At 66.9% G+C, this 24,837-nt stretch carries 22 protein-coding genes; 18 read left to right on the top strand and 4 right to left on the bottom strand.

The features are described 5' to 3' along the window. Positions 1-50 precede the first annotated feature (50 nt). The 5 genes from QZY44_RS00370 to QZY44_RS00350 all read left to right on the top strand — a co-directional run bounded on the left by QZY44_RS00370 (position 51) and on the right by QZY44_RS00350 (position 5,283). Positions 51-590 (top strand): RNA pyrophosphohydrolase, encoded by a 540-nt coding sequence (locus QZY44_RS00370; RefSeq protein ID WP_295440627.1) that lies wholly within the window; start codon positions 51-53, stop codon positions 588-590. Between the two features lie 117 nt (positions 591-707). Then, entirely contained in the window at positions 708-2,969 is a 2,262-nt protein-coding gene (gene ptsP / locus QZY44_RS00365; RefSeq protein WP_295440675.1) for a phosphoenolpyruvate--protein phosphotransferase, read from the top strand. Positions 2,970-2,971: 2 nt separating this feature from the next. Further along, positions 2,972-3,931 carry an alcohol dehydrogenase catalytic domain-containing protein gene (locus tag QZY44_RS00360; protein WP_295440625.1) on the top strand — a complete coding sequence of 320 codons (960 nt, stop codon included), beginning with the start codon at positions 2,972-2,974 and terminating at the stop codon, positions 3,929-3,931. A 355-nt stretch (positions 3,932-4,286) separates the two neighbouring features. Then, positions 4,287-4,616 (top strand): Uma2 family endonuclease, encoded by a 330-nt coding sequence (locus QZY44_RS00355; protein ID WP_295440623.1) that lies wholly within the window; start codon positions 4,287-4,289, stop codon positions 4,614-4,616. Between the two features lie 328 nt (positions 4,617-4,944). Further along, positions 4,945-5,283, top strand: coding sequence for a VWA domain-containing protein (locus tag QZY44_RS00350; protein WP_295440622.1), 339 nt, complete (start codon positions 4,945-4,947; stop codon positions 5,281-5,283). Positions 5,284-5,309: 26 nt separating this feature from the next. On the opposite strand, the gene QZY44_RS00345 is transcribed toward QZY44_RS00350, so the two are convergent. Beyond that, complete coding sequence (locus tag QZY44_RS00345) at positions 5,310-5,636, bottom strand: hypothetical protein (protein ID WP_295440620.1); 327 nt, start codon at positions 5,634-5,636, stop codon at positions 5,310-5,312. On the opposite strand from QZY44_RS00345, the gene QZY44_RS00340 reads away from it, so the two are divergent. Together QZY44_RS00340 and QZY44_RS00335 are read left to right on the top strand one after the other, a co-directional pair. Then, on the top strand, positions 5,611-6,372 hold the full coding sequence (locus QZY44_RS00340) for a PP2C family serine/threonine-protein phosphatase (protein WP_295440619.1): 762 nt from the start codon (positions 5,611-5,613) through the stop codon (positions 6,370-6,372). The genes QZY44_RS00345 and QZY44_RS00340 overlap by 26 nt on opposite strands. A 27-nt stretch (positions 6,373-6,399) precedes the next feature. Continuing rightward, positions 6,400-8,427: an SUMF1/EgtB/PvdO family nonheme iron enzyme gene (locus tag QZY44_RS00335; RefSeq protein WP_295440617.1), complete on the top strand. Its 2,028-nt coding sequence runs from the start codon at positions 6,400-6,402 to the stop codon at positions 8,425-8,427. A gap of 190 nt (positions 8,428-8,617) precedes the next feature. Here QZY44_RS00335 and QZY44_RS00330 read toward each other — a convergent pair whose 3' ends face one another. After that, positions 8,618-9,313, bottom strand: coding sequence for a hypothetical protein (locus QZY44_RS00330; RefSeq protein WP_295440615.1), 696 nt, complete (start codon positions 9,311-9,313; stop codon positions 8,618-8,620). A gap of 1,184 nt (positions 9,314-10,497) precedes the next feature. On the opposite strand from QZY44_RS00330, the gene QZY44_RS00325 reads away from it, so the two are divergent. Further along, positions 10,498-11,883 carry a YhjD/YihY/BrkB family envelope integrity protein gene (locus QZY44_RS00325; protein ID WP_295440613.1) on the top strand — a complete coding sequence of 462 codons (1,386 nt, stop codon included), beginning with the start codon at positions 10,498-10,500 and terminating at the stop codon, positions 11,881-11,883. Here the strand turns inward: QZY44_RS00325 and QZY44_RS00320 are convergent. Together QZY44_RS00320 and QZY44_RS00315 are read right to left on the bottom strand one after the other, a co-directional pair. Next, positions 11,876-12,295, bottom strand: coding sequence for a hypothetical protein (locus tag QZY44_RS00320; protein ID WP_295440611.1), 420 nt, complete (start codon positions 12,293-12,295; stop codon positions 11,876-11,878). The genes QZY44_RS00325 and QZY44_RS00320 overlap by 8 nt on opposite strands. A gap of 60 nt (positions 12,296-12,355) precedes the next feature. Further along, a complete protein-coding gene (locus QZY44_RS00315; protein WP_295440609.1) occupies positions 12,356-13,222 on the bottom strand; it encodes a YicC/YloC family endoribonuclease in 867 nt (288 codons plus the stop codon). 198 nt (positions 13,223-13,420) lie between these two features. Between QZY44_RS00315 and QZY44_RS00310 the strand changes: the two genes are divergently transcribed. The 10 genes from QZY44_RS00310 to QZY44_RS00265 form a co-directional block, all read left to right on the top strand. Further along, positions 13,421-14,392, top strand: coding sequence for a serine/threonine-protein kinase (locus QZY44_RS00310; RefSeq protein WP_295440672.1), 972 nt, complete (start codon positions 13,421-13,423; stop codon positions 14,390-14,392). Between the two features lie 27 nt (positions 14,393-14,419). After that, positions 14,420-15,136 carry a ribonuclease PH gene (gene rph / locus QZY44_RS00305; protein WP_295440608.1) on the top strand — a complete coding sequence of 239 codons (717 nt, stop codon included), beginning with the start codon at positions 14,420-14,422 and terminating at the stop codon, positions 15,134-15,136. 2 nt (positions 15,137-15,138) lie between these two features. After that, positions 15,139-15,750, top strand: coding sequence for an RdgB/HAM1 family non-canonical purine NTP pyrophosphatase (gene rdgB / locus QZY44_RS00300; protein WP_295440606.1), 612 nt, complete (start codon positions 15,139-15,141; stop codon positions 15,748-15,750). Next, complete coding sequence (locus QZY44_RS00295) at positions 15,750-16,475, top strand: YggS family pyridoxal phosphate-dependent enzyme (protein ID WP_295440604.1); 726 nt, start codon at positions 15,750-15,752, stop codon at positions 16,473-16,475. Before rdgB ends, QZY44_RS00295 begins: the two co-directional genes overlap by 1 nt. A gap of 85 nt (positions 16,476-16,560) precedes the next feature. Next, positions 16,561-17,394, top strand: coding sequence for a pyrroline-5-carboxylate reductase (proC, locus tag QZY44_RS00290; protein WP_295440602.1), 834 nt, complete (start codon positions 16,561-16,563; stop codon positions 17,392-17,394). After that, complete coding sequence (locus QZY44_RS00285; RefSeq protein WP_295440600.1) at positions 17,391-17,960, top strand: YggT family protein; 570 nt, start codon at positions 17,391-17,393, stop codon at positions 17,958-17,960. The genes proC and QZY44_RS00285 overlap by 4 nt, the downstream gene beginning before the upstream one ends. Positions 17,961-17,987: 27 nt before the next feature. Beyond that, complete coding sequence (locus QZY44_RS00280; protein ID WP_295440597.1) at positions 17,988-18,533, top strand: DUF805 domain-containing protein; 546 nt, start codon at positions 17,988-17,990, stop codon at positions 18,531-18,533. A gap of 162 nt (positions 18,534-18,695) precedes the next feature. After that, on the top strand, positions 18,696-21,536 hold the full coding sequence (locus tag QZY44_RS00275; RefSeq protein WP_295440595.1) for a serine/threonine protein kinase: 2,841 nt from the start codon (positions 18,696-18,698) through the stop codon (positions 21,534-21,536). Positions 21,537-21,984: 448 nt separating this feature from the next. Next, positions 21,985-22,575 (top strand): FHA domain-containing protein, encoded by a 591-nt coding sequence (locus tag QZY44_RS00270; protein ID WP_295440593.1) that lies wholly within the window; start codon positions 21,985-21,987, stop codon positions 22,573-22,575. 133 nt (positions 22,576-22,708) lie between these two features. Beyond that, positions 22,709-24,837: protein kinase (locus QZY44_RS00265; protein ID WP_295440591.1), on the top strand; the 2,129-nt coding region annotated here is incomplete at its 3' end.

Here is a 24,837-nt window from a genome sequence, read left to right as displayed (position 1 = left end):
CAAGCCGGTTGTGGAAGAATGGCGGCATGTAGACGCCCGAGAGTGGTGCCTTGATCGACCACGATGGTTTTCGCCCCAATGTGGGCATCATTCTGAGCAACGAGGAGCGCCGCCTGTTTTGGGGCCGGCGCATCGGTCAGAATGCCTGGCAGTTTCCGCAAGGGGGCATCAACAATGATGAGACCCCGGCGCAGGCTATGTACCGCGAACTGGAGGAGGAGGTCGGACTGCAACCGCACCATGTCACAATTCTGGGCTCGACCCAGGGTTGGCTGCGTTACCACCTGCCAAGACGCTTTATCCGCCGCCACTGCGGCCCGACCTGCATCGGCCAGAAGCAGGTCTGGTTCCTGTTGCGGGTGGACTGCACCGAGGACGCCTTTTGTCTCGATAAGACCGAAAAACCCGAGTTCGACGCCTGGCGCTGGGTGCGCTACTGGCAGCCCCTGCGCGAGGTGGTCTACTTCAAGCGCCGCGTCTATGAGCTGGCGCTCGAAGAGCTCGCGCCGCTGCTCTACCCGGAAGGGACCCCCGAGCGCAGCGAGGCACTGGCTCGTGCGACCGGCTTTCTGCGCCAGCGGCGCCGCTGATGCCTAAGGGCCAGCGCGGCCGCGCCCGCCGCGCGGCCGATGCCACACCTGGCCCCACCGATCCCCGTCCCCCGTTCATCCGTTTCTAAAAAAAAGGACCCGTTGCCCATGCCCGGCATGCTCGAATCCCTGCGTCGCATCGTCCAAGAGGTCGACAATGCCCCCGATCTGGAACAGGCCCTGGCGATCATCGTGCGGCGGGTCAAGGAGGCGGTGAAGGCTGACGTCTGCTCGGTCTATCTCAACGACTACGAGAACCGTCGCCACATCCTCCAGGCCACCGACGGCCTGCAACAGGCGGCGGTGGGGCGGGTGCGCATCGAGCTGGGTCGCGGCCTGGTGGGGCTGGTGAGCGAGCGGGCGGAGCCCATCAACCTGGACGACGCTTGCGCCCACCCGCGCTATCTGCGGATCACCGACAGCGGTGAGGACCGCTACCACGGTTTCCTCGGGGCGCCGATCATCCAGAACCGCAAGGTGCTCGGGGTGCTGGTGCTGCGCCAACTGGAAAAGCGACAGTACCAGGAGGACGAGGTCACCTTCGTCGCGACGCTGGCCTCGCAGCTCGCCGGCGCCATCACCTATGCGCGCACCAACGGCGAACTGGCGCGCCTCCAGGACGAGGGCATCCCCCAACGCTTCCTGCCCGGGCTGGCGGCCTCCCCCGGCATCGGGATCGGCACCGCGGTGGTGGTCTACCCGCCGGCCGACCTGGACGCCATCCCCGACCGGCGCGCCGAGAACCCGCAGTCCGAAGAGGACGCGTTTCGCGGCGCCCTGCGCGATGTGGCCGCGGACCTGGATCGCCTGGCGGCGCGCACGCAGACCAATCTCAACGCCGAGGACATGGCGATCTTCGATGCCTGGCGACTGATGCTGGAGAGCGACACCCTGGTCGACGGCACGCTGGCCCGTATCCGCGCCGGCAACTGGGCGCCGGGGGCACTGCGCGAGACCATCGCCGAGCATGCGCGGGTCTTCGACGAGATGGAGGACGCCTATCTGCGCGAGCGTGCCTCCGACGTGCGCGATCTCGGGCGCTGCATCCTGGTCCACCTGCAAAACCTCGCGGCCGCACCCATCCAGTATCCGCCCAAGACCATCCTGGTGGGGGCCGAGATCTCGGCCATGCAGATCGCCGATGTCCCGCGGGAGCTGCTGGCGGGGGTGGTTTCCACCGGCGGCTCAGGGTCCTCCCATGTCGCCATCCTGGCGCGCGGCATGGGGGTGCCGGCGGCCATGGGTGTCGCCGACCTGCCGGTCGGACGGGCCGAGGGCCGTGACATGGTGGTGGACGGCTACCGCGGTCGGGTCTATGTCGCCCCAGCGCCGGCGGTGCGGGCGGAATACCAGCGCATGGCCGAGCACGACCGGGCCATGACCAACGAATTGAAGGCCCTGCGCCATTTGCCGGCGGAGACCACCGACGGCTTCGAGGTGCCGCTCTTTCTCAACACCGGCCTGGTCTCGGAGAACCGGCCCTTAGGGCTGGATGAGTGCGCCGGGGTGGGGCTCTATCGCACCGAACTCCCCTTCATGGTGCGCGACAGCTTCCCCGGGGAGGTGGCGCAGATGGCCAATTACCGCAAGGTGTTGGAGATGTTCGCGCCGCGGCCGGTCACCATCCGCACGCTCGACATCGGCGGCGACAAGCCACTGCCGTATTTCCCGATGCACGAGGCCAATCCCTTCCTGGGCTGGCGCGGCATCCGCATCACGCTCGACCACCCGGAGATCTTCCTGACGCAGGTACGCGCCATCCTGCGCGCCTCCGTTGGGCTCGACAATCTGCGGATACTCTTCCCCATGGTCAGCACGGTGACCGAACTGGACGAGGCCCTGATCCTGCTGCGCCGCGCCCACGATGAGCTGTTGGAGGATGGCTACCAGGTCCGGATGCCGGCGACCGGGGTCATGATCGAGGTGCCGGCGGCGGTCTACCAGGCCGAGGCCCTGGCGCGCCGGGTCGACTTCCTGTCCATCGGCACCAACGACCTCACCCAATACCTACTGGCGGTCGACCGCAACAACTCCCATGTGGCCAAGCTCTATGACGAACTGCACCCGGCGGTGTTGCGTGCGCTGAGCCAGACCCTGGTGGGGGCGCTGGTGCATGGCCGCGAGGTCAGCGTGTGCGGCGAGATGGCCGGCGATCCACTAGCCGTGATCCTGCTGGTGGGCCTGGGTGTGCACAGCCTGAGCATGGGGGCGCACAGCCTGCCGCGGGTCAAGCGGGTCATCCGCAGCATCAGCCGGGCGCGCGCCCGCGAGGTCCTCAAGGCCGCCCTGCAATGCGAAGACGCCGCCGCGGTGCGCCGGCTGCTGGTCAACACCTTGGAGACCCTGGGCCTGGGTGGCCTGGTGCGGCCGGGGGGCTAGCGATGTTGGGGCTCTGGCTGGGCGATCGGATACTCACCCTGCGGCGCGACCTCCCGGAGCCCATCGCGGGGCCCGATGAGGCGCTGGTCCGGCCACTGTTGCGCGGCATTTGCAGCACCGACCACCAGCTGGTCGACGGACTCTACGCCTTCACCGGCGTGCCTGGGCATGAGTTTGTCGGGGTGGTGGAGACGGGGCCGCCGGAGCTGATCGGTCAAACCGTCGTCGCCGAGGTCAATATTCCCTGTGGGCACTGTGAGCTGTGTGGGCGAGGGCTCGCGAAGCACTGCTCCCACCGCCAGGCGATCGGCATTCACGGCCGCCACGGGGCCTTCGCCGAGCGGTTGGCCGTCCCCACGGCCAATCTGCATCTGGTTCCGGGCGGTGTCAGCCCCGAACAGGCGGTCTTCACCGAGCCATTGGCCGCCGCCTTGGAGATCCAGGAGCAGATTGCCTTCAGTCCGGCCGACCATGTTCTGGTGGTGGGCGATGGTAAGCTCGGCCAACTCATCGGCCAATCCCTGGCGCCCACCGGTTGCCGGCTCACCGTCCTGGGTCGACATCCATCCAAGCTCGCGCCCCTGGCGCGGCTCGGTATTACGACGCTTACCGCACCGCCGAGCGCCCCGGCCGGCTTCGATGTGGTCATCGAATGCACCGGCTCCGGTACCGGTTTCGCACTCGCCCGCCAGGCGGTACGCCCGCGCGGGACCATCGTACTCAAGAGCACCTATCGCGGGACCCTGGAGGTTGACCTGAGTTCCATCGTGGTGGACGAGGTGCGGTTCTTGGGTTCCCGCTGTGGGCCATTCGATCGCGCGTTGGCTCTACTCGCCGCCGGGACCCTCGACCTCGCCTATCTGATTGACTCCGTCTACCCGCTCGAAGAAGGGCCCGCCGCCTTCCGGCGCAGCCGGGAGCGGGGCGCATTGAAGGTCCTAATGAGTTCGCCGCAACGCTGAACCCCGCTCTCACTCTCGTGACACCGCTCCAGCGGTGTCACGCATGTGCCAGGCGCTCTGCGCCGGGACCGCCGACGCCCGGAACCATGAGCAAGTCCAATTCGGAGATCGCCGCCATATCCGCTACCCTGCAACAGCCCCTGAGGGTCCCTGCGGTCCATCACTGGACCCGGGCGGAATACGAACGGATGTCCGAGATGGGACGCTTCGCCCCGGATGCCCGGCTCGAACTGCTGGATGGAGCAATCATCGCGCAGTCGCCGCAAGCACCTTTGCGCGTCACCGCTACCCAACTGGTCGCTGAGGCCCTGCGCCAACGACTTCCCGCCGGATACCTGGTGCGCGTCCAATTGCCTTGGATAATCGCTCCGAGCCGGAACCCGACCTCTGCGTCGTCCCTGGGGTGCCGCGGGATTACGCCAATTCGCATCCCACCCAGGCCCTGCTGGTCATTGAGGTCTCTGATTCCACGCTGGAATACGATCGCACCGCCAAGGCCGCCGCCTACGCCCGCAATGGCATCCCGGAATATTGGATACTCAATGTCCGCGGGCGGGTGCTGGAAGTCCTGACCCGACCCGGACCGCACGGATATGCATTCAAGACCGTGTTTCCGGAGCAGGGTCGTATCAGGTCCGACGTCTTCCCTACACTGACTATAGCGGTCGCTGAGTTGTTGCCATAGACTCCGCCCGTGCTCAGGGCTTTGATCATTTGCAACCGGAGGTCGAGCTGCCGTTACCGTGAAAGTCGCGCCGGGAGCGCGCTCCACTTCCCCCTACCCTATTGGGGGAGGGCCGGGGAGGGGAACGGCCCAGGCGCCCGCCACTTTCATCGTTCGGGGTGGCGCGGGCGCCATGGCCGTTAGTCGGTGGCGGCTGCCGGGATATCCAAGAGAACTCAGACTTTGCGCTGCTATACCCACCGAGGCGCAACCTCTTTTCCCTTATGCGCATCCCGTTGCAGACGTAGCATTCGGCTGGTCACCAACCTGACCCGAGGACCGCCCCGCCATGAGCTGCGAACTGGATACCGTCGCCTTTGCCGTCAACCCCGAACCGCGCTGCGCCTGCCTGCTGGTGCTGGACGTGTCCGGTTCCATGGAGGGCGAGCGCATCGCCGCGCTCAATGAAGGCCTGCGGGTCTTCCAAAGCGCCCTGCGCGCGGACGAACTGGCGGCCAAGCGAGTGGAGGTCGGCATCCTCACCTTCGGCGGCAGCGTCCAGACCATCCAGGATTTCGTCACCGCCGACCAATTCGAGGCCCCGACCCTCACCGTGACCGGCGACACCCCCATGGGCGCCGCGGTCGAACAGGCCCTGGACATGATCGAGGCCCGCAAGCGCGCCTAAAACGACAACGACAACGGCATCGCCTACTATCGCCCCTGGCTTTTCCTGATCACCGACGGCGCACCCACCGACACCTGGGAGGCCGCCGCGCGCCGCGCCGCCGCGGCCGACAGCAACAAGAAGGTCGCCTTCTGGGCGGTCGGTGTCAGCGGTGCCGATCTCGGCGTCCTGGCCCATTTCTCCGCCCGCAAGCCCATCCCCTCAAGGGCGTCCACTTCCAGGAGATGTTCGTCTGGCTCTCGCGCAGCACCCAGGCCGTCGCCCATTCCCAACCGGGCGACCAGGTGGCACTGGAACCGGCCAAGGACTGGGTGGTCTGAGATGGCCTTGCGCCACAGCGGCCTGTCGGTCACGGGCTCCGGCCACGCCAAGACCGGAACACCCTGCCAGGACGCCCAGGCCATCCTCGACACCGCCGACCTGCTGGTCCTGGCGGTCGCCGATGGCGCCGGCTCCGCCCGCCATGCCGAACTGGCGGCTCAGCAGGCAACGGCCTGCGCCCTGGCCTGGTTCCAGGCCGGGCGCCCTCTGCCCACCGGTCCCGCCGCCTGGGAAGCAGAGCTGCGCACCCTGCTCGAACACCTGCCCGCCGAACTCGCGGCCGAGGCGCGGCGCCTGGACTGCCCCCCGCGCGAACTCGCCTGCACCTTTCTGTTGACCCTGATCACGGCCGACGCGCTGGTCGGTGTCCAGGTCGGCGATGGCGCCATCGCCTATCGCCCCATGCCGGGAGAGGGCGACCTCGCCCTGCTCACTGCCCCGCAGCAAGGGGAATATCTGAACGAAACCGTTTTTTTGATCTCAGACACCTGCCTGCAAGACGCCCAGTTTGCCTATCGCGATGGTGCCCCGGATGCCATTACACTCTTCTCCGATGGCCTGCAGATGCTCGCCCTGAACATGACCGGCCGGCCGCCGCTCCCGCACGCCCCCTTCTTCGACCCGCTCTTCAACTTCATCCGCCGCCAGCCGGACGCGGGCCGGCATGCCGAACAGCTGAGCGCCTTCCTGGAGTCCGAACGGGTCTGCGCCAAGACCGATGACGACAAGATCCTGGTCATCGCCGTGCGTACCGACCCGCCCGCCTAACAGCAGCGCCGCCACCGGATGGTCCCCATGCCGCCCCCGAGTTACATACTCCTCAAGACAAAGAAGGTCATCACGCTCGGCCGCGAGTTGGCGCGCGGGGGCGAGGGTGCCGTCTATGACTATGCCATGCCCAGGATCAGGAGTGGCCTGCCGCTGCACGGGGTCTATAGCCTGCATAGCCGCGGCCAGAAGGCCCGCGGCTTCCATTGGCGCTACCTGCACGTGGCCGCGCGCAACCTCGCCTCCGCGGTGGCTGCCATCCATGCCAAGGGCTACTGTGTCGGGGACCTCAACGAAAGCAACTGCCTGGTGCAGGGCACCGCGCTACTCACCCTGGTGGATACCGACTCCTTCCAGGTCCCCAACCCCGCCGGCCCGCCCTATCTATGCCCGGTCGGCAAGGCCGACTATACCGCCCCCGAGATCCAGGGCCAGGACTTCAGCCGGCTGCGGCGCAACGAGGAGCACGACCGCTTCGCCCTGGCCATCTTGGTGTTTCAAATCCTGCAGGAGGGCAGCCACCCCTTTCGCGGCAAGGGCGGACCGCCCGAACTGGAGGAGCGCATCCGGCGCGGGCTCTTTCCCTTTGTACCCGGCGCCGCCGCTGCGGCCCCTCCCTTGCCACTCTTCAGCGAACTGGCGCCGCCCTTGCGGCACCTGTTCCGCGCAGCCTTTCATGCCGGACACGCCAACCCCGGGCAGCGCCCCAGCGCGCGGGACTGGGCCAAGGCCCTGGCGCAGGCCGAGGCCGAACTGACCGCCTGTAAGGCCAACCCGCAGCACCATTATCACCGTGACCAGGGTCGCCGCACCTGGTGCGCGCGCACTCAAGCCCTGGGCGGGATCGACCCCTTTCCGCCACCCACGGCGCCAGCGCGGACGCCCACGCCGCGCGCCCAGACGCCGCGGACGCCCCCGGTCACAACGCCTCCGGTCCAGCTGGCGGCGGGACCGATCCAGACCCCGCCGGCCTCGGCTCAGATATCCATCCGGCCGCCCTGGTGGCGCCGCCATCGCGTCGCCAGCGCCCTTGCCGTGCTCGCCCTGCTGGTTCTTGGCGTTGTCGTTGCCCCGATCCTTTATAGAGACTTGATCGACTCGCCGACCTATCTGCTCGCCCAGGCCCGGGAGGCACTCAAGCGCGGGGACGAGGCGGCGGCGGATCGGCCACTCCAGCAGGCCGCCAATCAGGCGCCGGAGCAGGTGCTCGCCTTCGCGCGCGACCGTGCCGAGATGTATCGCGCACTTGCCAAGGCGGCGGGCGAGGCCGAGGCGCGCGAGCTGGCCATGGCCGAGGCGCAGCAATGGGATGAGAGGGCAAAGGCCGCCGAGCGGCAAACAATGCCCCGCCAAGACCCGGTCGGAACCATCGCATGGGAGATGGTCACGATCCCGGGTGGTAGCTTCCAGATGGGTTGCAGCCCCGGCGATAGCCAGTGCTATCCTGACGAGGGCACGCCCCATCAGGTCACCATCAAATCCTTCCGGCTGGGCCGCTACGAGGTCACCCCGGCACAATGGCAGGCGGTGATGACCGATCAGCCGAACCCCTCCAGCTTCAAGGGCGATGATAGGCCGGTGAACGTCTCCTGGAATGACATCCAGGCCTTCCTCGGGCGCCTGAACGCCAAGGGCAGCAGCCAGCCCTATCGCCTGCCGACCGAGGTGGAATGGGAATATGCCGCCCGGGCTGGGAGCGACACCCCCTATTGGTGGGGCGCGAAGATCGGCAAGGGCAATGCCAACTGTCGCGAGTGCGGCAGTCAATGGGATGGCAAGGAGGCGGCCCCGGTCGGCTCATTCAAGCCCAATGGCTTCGGACTCTATGACACCGTGGGGAATGTCTGGGAATGGGTGCAGGACCGCTACCATCACGGCTATACCGGCGCCCCGTCCGACGGCTCAGAATGGTCCAGTTCTTGCCGATCCGCTGGCCGGGTGTTGCGCGGCGGTTCTTGGTTCCTCTCGTGGGGCACGCGTGTATCGAACCGCTCTTGGAACCCTCCCGACTTCCGCGACGTTAGATTGGGTCTACGGCTTGCCCAGGACCGCTAACCCATACATTTTATGACTCTTAACTTTTTTCACCCTCTCTGGTTCCCACGCTCCAGCGTGGGAATGCCGTGCGGGCGCTCTGCGTCCGATCTGGCCGCTGGACGCGAAGCACCCGCGCTGACTCCCACGTCGGAGTGCGGGAGCCCGTTCGGATGATGAGCCCCTCGTTCGCTCATCCATTCAACGCCCCTCAAGCCCCCACCAGCGCCGTCTGCACGATGCTCCAGTCGCCATGGGCCTGGTCCTTGTGGCACCAGCGCAGGCGGTAGTCGCGGGTCTCCGGGACACCCGGGATGGCGAGCGGGCGGCTGTCACAGATCGTCTTTTGGGTGAAATGACCGAGCGGCAACCAGGGGCCGGCATTGATGCGGCAGTCGACCAGGACGCCGCCATGGCCAAATTTGGTGTAGTCGATATGTACCTCCACCACCTTGGCACCTTGCACGGTGGTGAGGGTGAACTCGGGCACCGGATGCTCGGTGGCGTCGACGATCGGCAGGATGCCCAGTTCCCGGCCGATACCCTCGTCATATCCGGGGTGCAGCTTGATGCGCTGCACCTGCTTGAAGATCCGGTTGAACAGGCCGGGCAGCACGGCCGGCGGCGGTGGCGCGAAGGTCCGGGGGGTCGGCACGGGGACGGGCTCGGACCCCGTGCCGCTGGCGAGATGGTTCCTGGCCGCGATGGCGTCCACCCCATCCTGGCGGACGGCGGGGCAGAAGGTCTCCGACATCCAAAGATAGTAGGCGATGCCCGCCAGGGTATCGGCAAGTTCCTCGGCGCCGATACCGATGAACGCGGCATATTTTTGCAGCATCGCCGCGTAACGCCTCAGCCAGGCGTTGCGCTCGGTTTCGGTGTTGGGAACATAACGCTGCATCGGCATGATGCGCGATTCTCTCTTGCTGATGCTGATAGAGGGAGCGGAACCGATGCGGACGTGAGGGTGCGTCCGCGGCGACATTGTGCCTCGTATCAGCGTGCTGTCAAGGGGACCTATGGGAGTGTCACGAGGCGGGCAACGCCGAGTACCTGTCCTCATCCGGTCTTAACAGGTACTCTTGCGTTTTGTGCCTGTACCCAATCATGCACTGGCGCCACCGGCGCTGCTGTTGCCGTCGTCCGCGAATAAAGAGATATAAAATCATTGGCTTATTGGCTTGGCGCGGCGTAGTTCCAGGGCTGTACAGAATCGCTTCGGACGCGCACAAAAGGGCCTTGGACATAGACCAAATCGCTCAGTACCGGCCATAATGCCTGCCATCACCGTACTTATCCGCTGGGTACCAGCGCGGCCTGGTTACACGCTTGTACTGAGCGAGCGATGCGGCTCGTCGCGCGGGTTAGCGTAGCGCAATCAGACCTTCAACAGCACGATGTCGGGTTACAGCGCGCGCCACTCGCTCGCGCCGGCCTTGATCATCACTTCAGCGAGCGGCGATCGGTCCGCGCAGTGGACCCTAGTGTGCCCGACATGGGCATGTACTTGTTACCTGAAAGGAGGTAACCGCAGAGAGTGACAAGAAGCATAGCGAAACCCAAGGTGGAAGCCGCGAGGCTAAGCTGAAAGAAGGGCTACGCGGCGACACGACCGTAGGAACACGAACAGGCAGTGAGGCCGGGTGCGGGCGATGAGCGGGTTAGGGACCGCGAAATCCAACAGTCACCGAAAGACGCACCAGGTAGAGCCTGACGGCACGGGTAGAAAGTACATGTTCTTACTCGGGGAGACCTGGCGCTTGAGAGCCCGGTTGCCGGCGTGGCGCCTGGCCCATGGCCCGCCACGTCGTCGTCCACCAAGCGCTGAAGACCGTCACCCTCAATCGCTGCGGGCTGACCGTACCGTGGACGCTCGCGGGCTAAGCCCGCCGGGCTCAACCGCCGGATGCGGGAAACCGCATGCCCGGTGGTGTGGCAGGGCTGACGGGCGCAATTCCGTCAGCCCGACCCGATCGGGGCTTCGCCCAGTTTGGCGGCCTGCAGTCATGCACGTGCGGGCGGTCGACGGGATATACTCGCGCCCGGACCTGCCAATCGACTTCCGCCATCCCCAATGCGAAACCGCCCCCGATGAACCCAGCCGCCCGGTCCCCGTGGGAACGCCTGGATACCCTGATCTGGTCCAGCCCGCTCGCCGCGCTGCCGCGCTGGCGCTGGCGCCTCGTATGGCTCGCCCGGCTGGTCTACGCACTCTACCGTGACTCGACCCAGGGCAATCTCTCGCTCCAGGCGATGAGCCTGGTCTATACGACGCTGCTCTCCTTGGTGCCGCTGCTGGCGGTAAGCTTCTCGGTACTCAAGGGCTTCGGGGCACACAATGCACTGCAGCCGCTGCTGTTGCATGCACTGCAACCCCTGGGCGACCAGGCCCCGGAGATCGCCCGTAACGTGCTCGCCTTCGTCGACAATATGCGGGTGGGGGTGCTGGGGTCGCTGGGCCTGGCGGTACTGGTCTATACCGTGGTCTCGATGATCCAGAAGATCGAGTATGTATTCAATGACACCTGGCGGGTGACCGAGACGCGGCCCTTCGCCCAGCGGGTGAGCCAGTACTTGAGCGTGCTGCTGATCGGGCCGGTGCTGTTCTTTACCGCGGTGGGCCTGTCCGCCTCGGCGCGCAATACGGCCCTGGTGGAGTCGCTGCTGGCGGTGGAGCCCGTCGGTACCCTGATCGACGTCGGCGGCAGCCTGGTGCCCTTCCTGCTGATCGTCTTCGCCTTTGCGTTTATCTACATCTTTGTGCCGAACGCACGGGTGCGGGTACGCTCGGCTTTGATCGGGGCACTGGTGGCGGGAGTGCTGTGGCAGGCGATGGGCTGGCTGTTCGCCCATTTCATGGTCAGCTCCACCCAGTACACCGCCATCTATTCGGGCCTGGCGATCCTGATCCTGTTCATGATCTGGCTCTATATCGCATGGCTCATCGTGCTGACCGGTGCCAGCGTTGCCTTCTATCACCAGCACCCGGAGTATCTCGCGAGCCGCGCCCGCGACCTGCGTCTGAGCAATCGGTTGCGCGAGCGCCTGGCCCTGCTGGTGGCGGGTCATTGCGCCCGCACCTTTCTTGCGGGCGAGGTGCCCTGGACCGCTGACAGGCTGTCGGCCGCCTTAGTCATCCCCAGCGCCAACACCGAGCGCATCCTGCAGGTCCTGGAACAGGATGGATTTCTGCTGCGCACGGCGCAGGAGCCACCCCGCTATGTCCCGGGCAAGGCCCCGGAGAGTGTCACCGTCAAGTCACTGCTGGACGCGGTGCGGTGCTTCGAGGAGGGGGCGGGCGGCGGTCCCGGCACCGTCCCGGATCGGGGTATCCAGGTGCTCGAGCGGCAGCTCGATGAGGCCATGGCGGCGGCCCTGGGGGGCATGACGCTGCGCGACCTGGCCGCCGCCATGGACGGCCCCCATCGCGCGGTGCAGGAAGACGCGACTCAGGCGACCGAGTGGCCGGTTACTTGATGCCGACCGTCAGCTTGTAGGTGGCGTTACCGCGGGTTCCACCCACCTCAATCAGATAGGTACCGGAGGCCGGCAGCGTGCCCTGCCACCGCATGGCATCGTCGCCCTCTCCCGCCCCGTCCAGGGTGGCCCCGTTGATTGTCGCGATCCCATCCTCGGTCGTGGCCCGGTACCCGGGCTGATAGAGGGTGAAGACCGCGTTGTTCTCCACGGAGCTGATCTTGACCGTCATGGTCTGGCCGGCCTTGGCGGTGATGTCGTAGAGGTCCCGATCGCCCCGCACGACGCTATCCGACACGGTCGTGGCGCTCTGACCGCGGGGGAAGTGGATGGTCTTGTGTACGCCTTCGGCATGCAGGCTGGTGAGCGGTGACAAGAGTAAGGCCAGGGACAGGCAGAGGGCGCGCTTCATATTCGATACTCTTCAGATGATTCATCGCGGCCGGGGGGGCCGCTCCTACGGGGGCGTGGGTCATTCCAGGTTTTGGATCTGCTCGCGCAACTGCTCGATCAGGACCTTCATCTCCACCGACTCGCGCGTGACCTCGACGTCCGCGGACTTTGAACCTAGGGTGTTGGCCTCCCGATTCAACTCCTGCATCAGGAAGTCGAGCCGCCGCCCCACCGGCTCGTCGCGCTTCAAGACGTCCCGGACCTCGGCCACATGGGCCTCCAAACGATCCATTTCTTCCTCCACATCCAGCCGCGCCGCGAGCAGGGACAGCTCCTGCTCCAAGCGCCCCGGGTCTAGTTCACCGCGCACCTCCGCAAGCCGGTCGGTCAGGCGCTTGCGCACCCCGGTGAGCACCTGGGGCATCCGCAGCCGCACCCGCACCACCGACTCCTGCAAGCGGTCGCAACGCTCGGTGAGGAGTACACCCAGACGCGCCCCCTCCCGCTCGCGGGTGGCGAGCAACGTGGTGAGCGCGGCGTCCAGCAGGTCCAAGGCGGTCTTGGAGACCTCATTGAGGTCCCGCTCCTGCTCCTGGATCACCCCGGGCCAGCGCAGCAGTTCGAAGCCCGAGGGCTCCGCCGAGCGGCCGATCAGGTCGGCGATCTCTTGCCCGGCCGCCAGCAACTGCTCGACATAGGGACGGTTGAGGCGCAGGCTGCCGACCAGGCCGACGGCCGGGCAATAGCGCAGCGTGCAGTCCACCTTGCCGCGCTGCAACCGCGCGCCGAGCCGCTCGCGCACCGCGGGTTCCAGGGCGCGCAGCTCCTCAGGCAGGCGCAGGTGGGGTTCGAGGAAGCGGTGATTGACACTGCGCAGTTCCCAAGCCAGTTCGCCGAAGTCCCCGGTGCGGGTCTCCCGGGCGAAGGCGGTCATACTCTTGATCATCCGAAAGTGCCTCAGGTGGTGGGCGGCGGAGATTACCGACACGGTTAACGCTATCATACCCGCGGCCGGGTCCGGACGATGGGCCATGCGGGCCGGGCAGGTCCCGCCCGGCTGCCCCTTACCGTGCCCCCAAGATAGCAACGAGGTTCGGCGTTCGATACCATGTCCGCCTCCCGCGAAAGCCCGCCGCGTAGCACCCTGTCGACTGTCCGCGAAAGCCTGCCGCCCGGCACCCTGCTCGGCGGCTATCGGGTCCTGGAGACCATCGGCAAGGGCGGTTTCAGCCTGATCTATCTCGCGCAGATCGACGAGACCGGAGACGAGGTGGTGATCAAGGAGTTCATGCCCCAGAAGATCGCCCGCCGCAACCAGCGTGGGTGGGTGGTTCCCATGGAGGCGAAATACACCGAGGACCTCTACCGCGGGCGCAAGCTGTTCTTCCTGGAGGTCAAGGCACTGGCATCGCTGAAACACCCGAATATCGTGCGTGTACTGGCCTTTTTCCTCGCCAACCAGACCGCCTATCTGGTGATGCCCAACGAGCGCGGGCGCAACCTCGGGGCTTATATCCTTGAGCGCGGTGGTGGCTTGAGCACCACCTTTATCCTGGATGTTTTTCTGCCGGTGCTCGACGCACTGGCCCTGCTGCACAAACGCCAGATGCTCCACCTCGACGTCAAGCCCGGGAACATTCACCTGCGCTACGGCGATGGCCGCAGCCGCCAACCCCTGCTCCTGGACTTGGGCGCCGTGCATCCGTTGAGTCGCGGGCGGGCCCGCGGGGGCCAGGTGATCACCTCCGGCTACTCGCCGGTGGAACAATATTACCGCAGCGGTAATGTGGGTCCCTGGACCGATGTCTATGCCGTGGGGGCCAGCCTGCGTACCTGTATGGATGGCTGCACGCCGCCGCCCTCAATCGAGCGCCGCCCACACGACCCGCTGGTCCCCGCCGTGGTCGAGCTCAAGAATCGCTATCCTGCCTACCTGTTGGAGGCGGTAGACTGGGCCATGGCCATGGACCCCGCCAAGCGCCCCCAAGACGCGCGCGAACTGCTCAACGCGCTGACCCGTCAAATCGGCAGCCTCCCACAGTCCGAATTGTCAGGCCTGGCCCCGTCCCAGCGCGGGCCGGACCGCACGCGCGCCCCGACCAACCGGCCGAATTGACCGCTACCCCACCGGAGACCCCATCCCATGCGACCTTCAGCACGCCAACCCGAAGAACTGCGCCCGATCCGTTTCACCCGCGGTTACACCCGCCATGCCGAGGGCTCGGTACTGGTGGAGTTCGGTGACACCCGGGTGCTCTGCACCGCGAGCGTCGAGGAGCGGGTACCGCCCTTCATGAAGGGCCAGGGCCGGGGCTGGATCACCGCCGAATACGGCATGTTGCCGCGCGCCACCCATGAGCGCAGCCCGCGGGAGGCGGCGCGCGGCAAGCAGGGTGGTCGGACCCTGGAGATCCAGCGCCTGATCGGGCGCTCACTGCGTGCCGCGGTGGATCTGGGGGCGCTGGGTGAGCGCACCCTCACCTTTGATTGCGATGTGCTTCAGGCCGACGGTGGTACCCGGACCGCCTCCATCACCGGCGCCTGGGTGGCGCTCTACGATGCCCTGGCCGGCCTACGCGCCGCCGGGACACTCACCGTCGATCCCCTGCGCACCCAGGTGGCGGCGGTCTCGGTGGGGATCTACGAGGCGGAGGCGGTTCTCGACCTGGACTACGCGGAGGACAGCAATGCCCATACCGACATGAACCTGGTGATGGACGCCGAGGGGCGCTTTATCGAGATCCAGGGCACCGCCGAGGGTGCCGCCTTCACGCGCGCCGAATTGGATGGGCTGCTGGAACTGGGGGGCTATGGGATTCGCCAACTCCATGACCTGCAACGCCAGGCACTTGGGATCTGACGATGACCCGATCACACCGCGGCGAGTTCATCGTGCTCGCCAGTAACAACCCGGGTAAGGTGCGCGAGTTCAGTCAGCTGCTCGCCGACGCTCGCATCCGGGTGATCTCCCAGGCGGAGACCGGGGCGCCGGAGGTGGCGGAGACCGGCCTCACCTTTGTGGAGAATGCCATCCTCAAGGCCCGTCATGCCGCGGCCCACAGTGGGCTCGCGGCCCTGGCCGACGACTCCGGCATCGAGGTGGACGCCCTGCACGGTGCCCCCGGGATCTACTCCGCCCGCTATGCCGGTGCAGGGGCCACGGACGCGGACAATCTCAAGAAACTGCTGCACGAGCTCGACGCCGTGGCGGACGGCGAACGCACCGCACGCTATCAGTGCGTGCTGGTGTATCTGCGTCACCCGCAGGACCCCACGCCACTGATCTGCCAGGGAACCTGGGAGGGCCTGATCCTGCGCGCACCGCGCGGCGAGCAGGGCTTTGGCTATGACCCGATCTTCCTGGTCCCCACCCACGGCTGCACCGCTGCCGAACTGGACCCGGCCGAAAAGAACCGCCTAAGCCACCGCGGCCAGGCGCTGCGCCAGTTACATCATCTGCTGGACGGTCGTTGATGACCGCTTGCCCATCCCCGATCGATTCAATCCCTGCCCGCCTCGCCGCGGTTCGCGCCCGCATTCTGGCGGCGACCCTGGACGCCGGCCGCCCGCCCGATGCAGTCGGTCTGATCGCGGTGAGCAAACACCAGGGTGCCGACGCCGTGCGTGCCGCCTGGCAGGCGGGGCAGCGCGCCTTCGGCGAGAGTTATGTCCAGGAGGCCCTGGACAAGCAGGCGGGGCTTTGCGATCTGGCCATCGAATGGCACTTCATCGGGCGTATCCAGACCAACAAGACGCGCCCGATTGCGGCGCACTTCGACTGGGTCCACGGGCTGGCGGACTTGGGGCATGCGCGGCGTTTGAGTGATCAGCGCCCGGCCGAGCGGCCGCCGCTCAAGGTCTGCCTGCAGGTCAACACGAGCGGCGAGGCGAGCAAGGGCGGGGTCGTGCCCGCGGCCGTCGCGGACCTGCTCGCGGCCTGCCTCGGATTGCCCGGGTTGCAGGTCATGGGCCTCATGACGTTGCCGGCCCCCGGCGCCGATGTGCGCCTCCAGCGGGAGTCGTTGCGGGAGCTGCGCCTGCTGCGCGACCGGCTAGCCACCCCCGAACACCCACTCGACTGCCTGTCCATGGGCATGTCCGACGACTTGGAGGCGGCCGTCCTGGAGGGGGCAACCCTGGTGCGGATCGGCACGGCGATCTTCGGGGCGCGCCCGTATAATAACAACGCGGCCCACTAATCGCGTCTGACCCCCCAACGGCGCGGCACGCGGGCCGGCAGCATCTTCCAACGGTCCACGCGGACCGTGACACCACGGGACCCTTATGAGCAAACCCAGTATCGCCTTCATCGGCGGCGGCAACATGGCGAGCAGTCTGCTCGCCGGCCTGCTCGCCGACGGCTTTCCTCCCGCGTCCATCCGCGTCGCCGAGCCGGACGCGGCCCGGCGCCGGGATCTGACGGAACGCTTCGGTGTGCGTACCTATGAAAGCAATCGGCAGGCCATCGCGGATGCGGCCACCCTGGTCCTGTGCGTCAAGCCGCAACTGGCCCCGGCCGTGTGCCGGGAGATCGGCAGCCTGGTCTCTGAGCTCGGCCCACTGGTGATCTCGATCATGGCCGGGGTCACGGAGACGGCCATCCAGACCTGGCTCGGTTCGCCGGTGCCGGTGGTGCGCACCATGCCCAACACCCCGGCCATGGTCCAGACCGGGGCCATCGGGATGCACGCGAGCCCTGAGGTCAGCGAGGACGGGCGCAACCGGGCCGAGACCATCCTGCGTGCGGCCGGACTCATCCGCTGGGTGGATGACGAGGCGCAGATCGACGCCGTCACCGCTATCTCCGGGAGTGGTCCGGCCTATTTCTTTCTGTTGATGGAGGCCCTGGAACAGGCCGGGATCGACCTGGGCCTGGACGCCGAGACGGCCCGCCTGCTGACGATCCAGACCGCCCTGGGCGCCGCGCGCATGGCGGTGGAGAACGCCTCATCACCGGCGCGGCTGCGTGAGCAGGTGACCTCCCCGGGTGGTACTACCGCGAGTGCGCTGGCCGTCTTCGAGGAAGCTGGATTGCGCGCCCTGGTCGGTCGGGCCGCCCACGCCGCCCGGGAGCGCGCCGCCGAGATCTCCCGGACCCTGCTGGAGGAGTCGTCATGAGCTCGGCCTACCTGCTCAATCCCTTGGTGTTCCTGATCCAGACCCTGTTCGGGGTCTATATCACGCTGGTGCTGCTGCGCTTTCTGCTGCAATGGGTGCGGGCGGACTTCTACAACCCCTTCTCCCAGTTCATCGTGCGCGTGACCTCCCCGGTGCTTACCCCACTGCGCCAGGTGATTCCGAGCCTCGGCGGCATGGATACCGCATCCCTGGTGCTGGCCTGGCTGCTACAGACGGTGGAACTGGCCCTGCTGGCCCTGTTGCTCGGGGCCAATCCGCTCGGGTCCCTGATCTGGTCCTTCCCGGCCCTGCTCGAGTTGGTCATCAACATTGCCTTGTTCGCGGTGCTGATCCGGGCGCTGCTCAGTTGGATCAATCCCGACCCCTACAATCCGGTCGTCGGACTGCTGGCGCGTCTGACCGACCCACTGCTGCGCCCGGCGCAACGCGCCCTGCCGCCGGTGAGCGGGATCGATCTGTCGCCCATGGTGGTCATGATCGCCTTGGTCGTGCTACAGATGCTCCTGCTGCCCCCGCTCAAATGGCTGACCGGGAGTCCCTTCTGATGGCCGCGGGCACCTTGTGGGGCTACGATGTTTAGCGCCTTTTTCGGCGGCCTGCGGCAGGGGCGCCTGGCCCGGCTCCCGTTTCTCGGATTCTGGGTGCTGCTCTGGGTCCTGGCGGTCCTCTATGGGGTTGGCATCGCCTTCGGCATTGGGTTGGCCGAGCCCCTGCTCTTCGATGGCCCGACCGCGGCCTGGGGCTGGCTGTTGGGGCACTTTGGCCCACCCGTGGCGGCCCTGCTGGGGCTCTGCTGCCTGCTCTTCGTCCTGGCCCAGTTGAACCTGCTCGTCAAGCGCATCCGCGACATGGGGCTGCCGGGTTGGCCGATGTTGTTGGGTCTAGCCCTGCTCGCCGCCGCGCTGGCCTACACCCTGCCCGCGGGTCGCGTGTCGCTGGACCCGGACACCCATGGCCTGCTCATCCTCGCCCTGTTGCTGATCCCGAGCGGGCTCTTCGCCCGCCGGGCGCCACCCGTACCAGTTGACGCACCCGTGAGCGACGGTGCGCCGATGGACCCCGGCGCGACTGGCAGTGGGCCGGCCGAGGTCTCTCCGGAGGAGGTTGGTCCGCCCTGATGAGCGACGTGGGAGCGGTTTTCCCCCGCGATGGCCTCGTCGAGCGCGCGTCGTTGACTGACCGGGCGGTGCCTCAGGGCCGCGGGATGTCCCTACCATGGGTTGATTTCGGCTAGGATATGTGGGGCCAAGGCTCCCACCATCATTGAGGACTATCAGGCGATGACCTCACCTGCCCACGCGACCTGCTGCCCCGGCTGTTTCGCTGAGAAAGGACGGACCAATCCCTGCCCGCACTGCGGCTATGACGAAGCGGCGCAGCGCAGCAGCGTGCTGCTGCCCCAGCGCATCCTGCTCAACGGGCAGTTCGTCGTCGGGCGGGGGTTGGGCCAGCCAGGCGGGTTCGGCATCACCTATCTGGGTTGGGATCTGAACCTCGAGATGCGGGTGGCGATCAAGGAGTACCTGCCCCTGGACTTGGCCGGGCGGGCGGGCGACCGAGCGAGCGTCGTGTGCCATGCGCTGAAGGACGGCGAGACCTTCAGTTTCGGCCTGGAGCGGTTCCTGCGTGAGGCGCGCAACCTGGCCCACATCAATCATCCCAATGTGGTGCGGGTACGCCAGCTCGTCAAGGCCAATGGTACCGCCTATCTGATCATGGACTATTACGAGGGACTCTCGCTCGCCGAGTACCTTCAGAGTCAGGGGGGGCGCCTGCCGGAGAATCAGGCCAAGCAACTGCTGGTGCCGATCCTTGATGGCTTGCGGGCGATTCATGCCAAGGGCTTACTGCACCGTGACGTCAAGCCCCAGAACATCTATCTGGTGCGCCTGGACTCTGGCGGTGTGCGCCCGATCCTGATCGACTTCGGGAGTGCCCGCCAGGCTGTGGGGGCGCGCAGCCGCTCCATGTCCGCCGTCGTCAGTGCGGGCTTCGCACCCTTCGAGCAATCTCACGGCACGGCAGCCCAGGGCCCGTGGACCGACATCTATGCCGCCGCCGCCGTCCTCTATCAGATGGTCACCGGTAACATCCCGCCGGCCGCGATCGATCGCAACGAACACGATACCCTCCAAGCCGCAGCGGATTTTGGGGTTTCCCTGAGTCTGAGTCAGGTCATTGACGAGGCCCTGGCACAGAGCCCGCAGCAGCGCCCCCAGAGCGTACAGTGCTTCCAGTCACTCTTGGCCGGTGCGAGTGCGGCGGCGTCTGGACCCGGCCTGAAGCCGCCCCGAGAGTCGATTCCTGAGTCAGCTCCGGAGTCGACCTTGGAACCCGCTCCGGCGCCGATCCCCGCGTTGACCCCGGAGCCGCCCGCGGAGCCGATTCCGGATCTCACCCGGGAGCCAACTCTGGAGCCGACGCTGGAGCCGACGCTGGAGCCAGCCCCAGCGCTGATCCCGGCACCGCCCTCGGAGTCCACCCCGGTGTCGCCCCCGGAGCCTATCCTGGCGCCGGCCCGGGAGCCGATCTTGGAACTCGCTCCGGCGCCCATTCCGGCGTTGACCTTGGGGCGCACACCGGAGCTGACCTTGGAACCCGCTCCGGCGGCGATCCCGGAGTCGTCCCTGGAGTGCACTCCGGAGCCAACTCCGGAGCCGCCCGCGGAGCCGATTCCGGATCTCACCCGGGAGCCAACTCTGGAGCTAGCCCCAGAGCTGATCCCGGAGCCGCCCTCGGAGTCCACCCCGTTGTCGCCCCCGGCGTCTAGCCTGAAGCTGCTCCCTGCGCCCACCTTGAAGCTGCTCCCTGCGCCCACCCTGGAGCCGCCCCCGGAGTCGATCCCGGAGTCTGCCCCGGGGCCGACCAATAAGAAACTCACTATCCGGTGCTTGTATCGCTCGGAGCCGATGCTGGAGCGGACCGCGACCCCGACCCCGACCCCGACCCCGACCCCGAACCCGACCCCGACCCCGACCCCGGGGTCGACCCCGGGGTCGACCCGGGAGCCCACTCCCGACCCAACCCTTGCGCCGTCCCTGGAGTCCACTCTGGCGCCTTCCCTGGACCTGACCTCTAGCAGCCCGGCCATGCCGCGCCCACCAATGCCCGTGTGGACACCGCCACCGCGTTCGTCCTCATGGATTAAGTTGCTGGTCTGGGTCCTTGTGCTTGGGAGTGTCGGTCGATTGCTCTGGTCGGGAATGGCCTCGCAGGAGCAGCTGGTGCGCCGCGAAAGGAGTGAAACGGCCGCCGCGGCCGCCGCGCCAGCCCGGGGCGTCGTTGGGCACGGTTTGCCAGCACTGCCGGTGGCCGGCCAACCACCGGGACCAGAGCAGTTGCGCCTTGACCACGACGAGGCGGCCTATGCCGAGGCCCGGCGTCAGGATGCCGCCCCCGCCTACCGGCTCTATCTGGAGACGTGCGGCGCGACCGACGGCTGCGGGCACCGGTCCCAGGTCCAGGAGGCTCTTGACGTCCTCGCCCGTCGGGATGCGCAGCGCGACGACGAGGAGTACGCAAAGGCCCAGCGCGCCGACACCAGCAAAGCCTATTTTGCCTATCTGTACGCCTGTGCCGCTAACGGCTGCCGGCACGAGGAGGAGGTCAAGCAACGCCTGGATGCCCAGTCGCAAGGGGCATTCGAGCGCGGTTTGGCTGCGTTACATGAGTCAGGGAGCCAGCGGCGAGCAGATCCGGCAGCCCAACCGCCAGCGGGCACCCAACCGGCGGCGGAGGCCAAGCAGCTCGTGGAGGCCCCACCGGATCCGCCGGTCGGGCCAGTCACGCCGGTCCTATCGGCCGCAGAGCGCCGCCGGCGGGCGTCGGTCGCTAAGGTATGGGCCTATGTCGACTATGTGCGTGCCCAACAGGTAACCGAGGCCCTGGCCTGTTTCAATGTTCCCGACAGGCATGCGCGCGCCATCATCGAGCATACCCGTGCTCTTAAGATTCATGCCGTGCATCTGAAAGACATCAGTAAAACATCGGCGAGAGTGTGGGTCGATTGGACTCGTGTGACGCGCGACGGTCAACAGGAGCGCTGGCGCGGTCTGATACCACTGCGATGGAACGGCACCGATTGGAAGATTGAGACCTTCAAGTATCTTGAGAAATCATAGGGGCATGTGCTTGTCCATCGGGCGCCGATGGCTGGCATGGAAGACGCCTGGGCCGGCCGCTGCCGCGATGGGCCTCATCACTGCCCAGACCGCGCTATTATGAGTGCAGCCGAGGCTCGCCAGGCCTGCCGGGGCTGATAAAGAGGGCCAGCGCGATGCCCGCCGACGCCAGCGGACGCTGGAATGGTCTGTCGCCGGCGGTGATGGGGCGCTGTTCAAGGCCCCGAGGGTATCGCGCTGTGGTGGCTCAGTAGGTTAAAATATGTGTTAATTACATGATCGTCCGAAGATCTGGAGAGTGTCGGCGAGTCGTACGCTGATTTTGAAGTATTTTTTTGACTCCTGTAAGCCCTGAAGAGCCGATAACCGCACAGCGTGCGCCGGAAGATCAGCATTTTGATGATCGGCGTTCACTTACGGCTCAACTCAACTCCAAACGAGGCGCACCATGGCAATGACTCCCTGCGGCAATGGCCACTTCTACGATCCGGACGAGACCTCGGCCTGCCCCTATTGCGGGATCGCCGTAGAGATCAGTGCCGCCCGGCCCCACGATACCAACCGGTCCGCGGGTGACGCCGGGGCAATGGGCAATCTGGACCGGACGCGCACCGACGCGCCGCTGCATGAGCATCGCACCCCGGTGGAGGGTGCGACGGCTGCGGTCTGGAACCAGCGGCCCAGCGTCATTGATCCGGTGGTAGGTTGGCTGGTCTGTATCTCAGGCCCGGATCGCGGCCGGGACTACCGCATTCACACCGAGCGCAATTTCATCGGCCGCGGGCCGGCCATGGACATCGCCATCGCCGGTGACCGCGGTATCAGCCACGAGACCCACGCGGTGCTGAGCTACAACCCCAGGCGCCACACCTTCCGAATCGCCGCGGGCGAGAGCCGCGGCCTGGTCTACGTGAACGACGAGGAGGTGGCCGGCTTTGTCGAACTGAAGCCCTATGACCAGATCGAGTTGGGTGCGACCACGCTGCTCTTCGTCCCCTTCTGTGGCGAGCGGTTCCTCTGGTCGGCGGCGGTTCCATAGTCCGAAGGATCGATACCCGTCCGCATCGGGACTGCTGCGGTGATTGGCAGGGCCGGAGAATATAGGTGCTCTAAAGCTTGGGCTAGATCTGCCTGAGGCCACGGCGCCCACCATCACCGAGGACGATCAGTCGATGACCGCACCTGCTCATGCGACCCGCTGCCCCGGCTGTTTCGCCGAAAAAGGCCGGGCCAACCCCTGTCCGCGCTGTGGCTATGACGAGATGGCCCAGCGCAGCCCGCTGCTGCTGCCGCAGCGTATGCTGCTCAACGGGCAGTTCGTCGTCGGGCGGGTGTTGGTTGATCCAGGCGCGTTCAGCATCAGCTATCTGTGCTGGGATCTCAATCTCGAGGCCTGCGTGGCGATCAGGGAGTATCTGCCCCGGGAACTGGCCGGGCGGGCGGCCGACGGGGTGAGCGTCGCGTGCCATTCGCTGGAGGATGGGGTGGCGTTCAGGTTCGGGTTGGAGCAATTCCGGCGCCAGGCAAGCGTCCTGGCCCAACTCCACCATCCTAGCCTCGCGCGCGTTCGCCAGCTCTTCAAGGCCAACTGCACCGCCTATGTGGTCATGGACTATTACCAGGGGTTCTCGCTCGCCGACTACCTTCAGTGCAAGGGCGGGCGTCTGTCGGAGGAGCAGGCCAAGCAATTGTTGCTGCCGCTCCTGGCGGGGTTGCGGGTGCTCCACGCCAAGGGTGCCCTACACGGCGATATCAAGCCTGCGCATATCTATCTGGTGCATCTGGAGTCCGGCGGCCTGAGCCCGCTCCTGATCGGCTTCGGTGCCGCCCGCCAAGCCATTGGTGAGCGTCGCGGCCACCTCTCCGCGGTCCTCAGCGCGGGCTATGCGCCGTTCGAGCAATATCATGGCACGGCGGCCCAGGGCCCGTGGACCGACATCTATGCCGTCGCCGCCGTCCTCTATCAGATGGTCACCGGTACCATCCCGCCGGCCGCGACCGATCGCGAGGAACACGATACCCTCCAACCTGCGGCCGATTTCGGGGTCACTGCGGCCTTGAGTGAGACCATCGGTGCGGCCCTAGCCCAGAGTCCGCAACTGCGCCTGCAGAGCGCCCAAGAGTTCCAGTCGCTCCTGGCCGGTGGGGCCGCGGCGGTGCCTCCCCCATCCACCCCGACGCCGGCAGTCAGCAGCATGGACATACCGGCAGCTGCGTGGATACGGCCAGCACCGATACCCCCGTGGAAACCGCCGCGACCTTTGCGCACCTGGGGCAGCTGGTTGTCTTGGGTCTTGGTGCTCGGGATCGGCTGCGCATTCGTCTGGTGGGAGCGCACCAGGCAAGAGCCCCAGGGGTTCGATGTACCCGGGACGATGGCTGCGGCAGAGCGTCCCACCGGGCCTTCTCGCGCCTGTCTGGATGCCTGCATGCTGGCTGATTTGGGACCGGACGATCTGTCTGAGCGAGGATTGGCCGTACGGCCGACGACCCAACAACCACCGGTAGCTGAGCCCGGGCAGGACCGCCGTGACCGCGACGACGTGGCCTATGAGATGGCCCTGCGTAAGGATGTTGCTTCCGCCTACCGGGACTATCTGGAGAACTGCGCGGCTGACGGGTGTGGGCACCAGGCCCAGGCCCAGGAGGCCATGCGTGCCGTCACGGGCCGGGACGCCAAGAGCGACGACGAGCAGTATGCGAAGGCCCAACGTGCCGACACTGGTGATGCCTATTTTGCCTATCTGAACGCCTGCGCCGCCACCGGTTGCCGACACGAGGCGGAAGCCAGGCAGCGCCTGGCCAGCCGGATAGACGGGGCATTCGACCGTGGCCTGGGCAAGCTCCAGGCGACCGCGGACCAGCAGCGCGCGTTGAACGATGACGCACGCTTCATGCTTGCGCACACGGAGAATACGCTGGCGGCTTATCGGCGCTACCTGAAACACTGTACTGGCGCCGGCTGTATGCACCAGGGGGAGGCGAAGCGCCAGCTGGCCGAACTCACTGCGCGGGGAGCGGGGCCGGCCGCCCAGCGGCCGGCGGATGCCACACCCGCCCAGGAGCGTCGCCAGCAGGCGTCGGTCGCGAAGGCAAGCGAACCGGCGTCGGCCGCCGAGGCAAGCGAGCCGGCGCCGGCTGCCGACGCATCCGAGCAGGCACCGGTCGCCAAGGTGCGCGAGCCGGCACCGGTCGCCAGGGTGCGCGAGCCGGCACCGGTCGCCAAGGCACGCGAGCCGGCACCGGCCGCCAGGGCACGCGAGCCGGCACCGGCCGTCAAGGCACGCGAGCCGGCACCGGC

Source organism: uncultured Thiodictyon sp., assembly GCA_903837595.1.
Lineage (GTDB): Bacteria > Pseudomonadota > Gammaproteobacteria > Chromatiales > Chromatiaceae > Thiodictyon.
The sequence above is the reverse complement of the archived record's forward strand: the minus strand, read 5'-3'. Positions and strand labels throughout refer to the sequence as shown.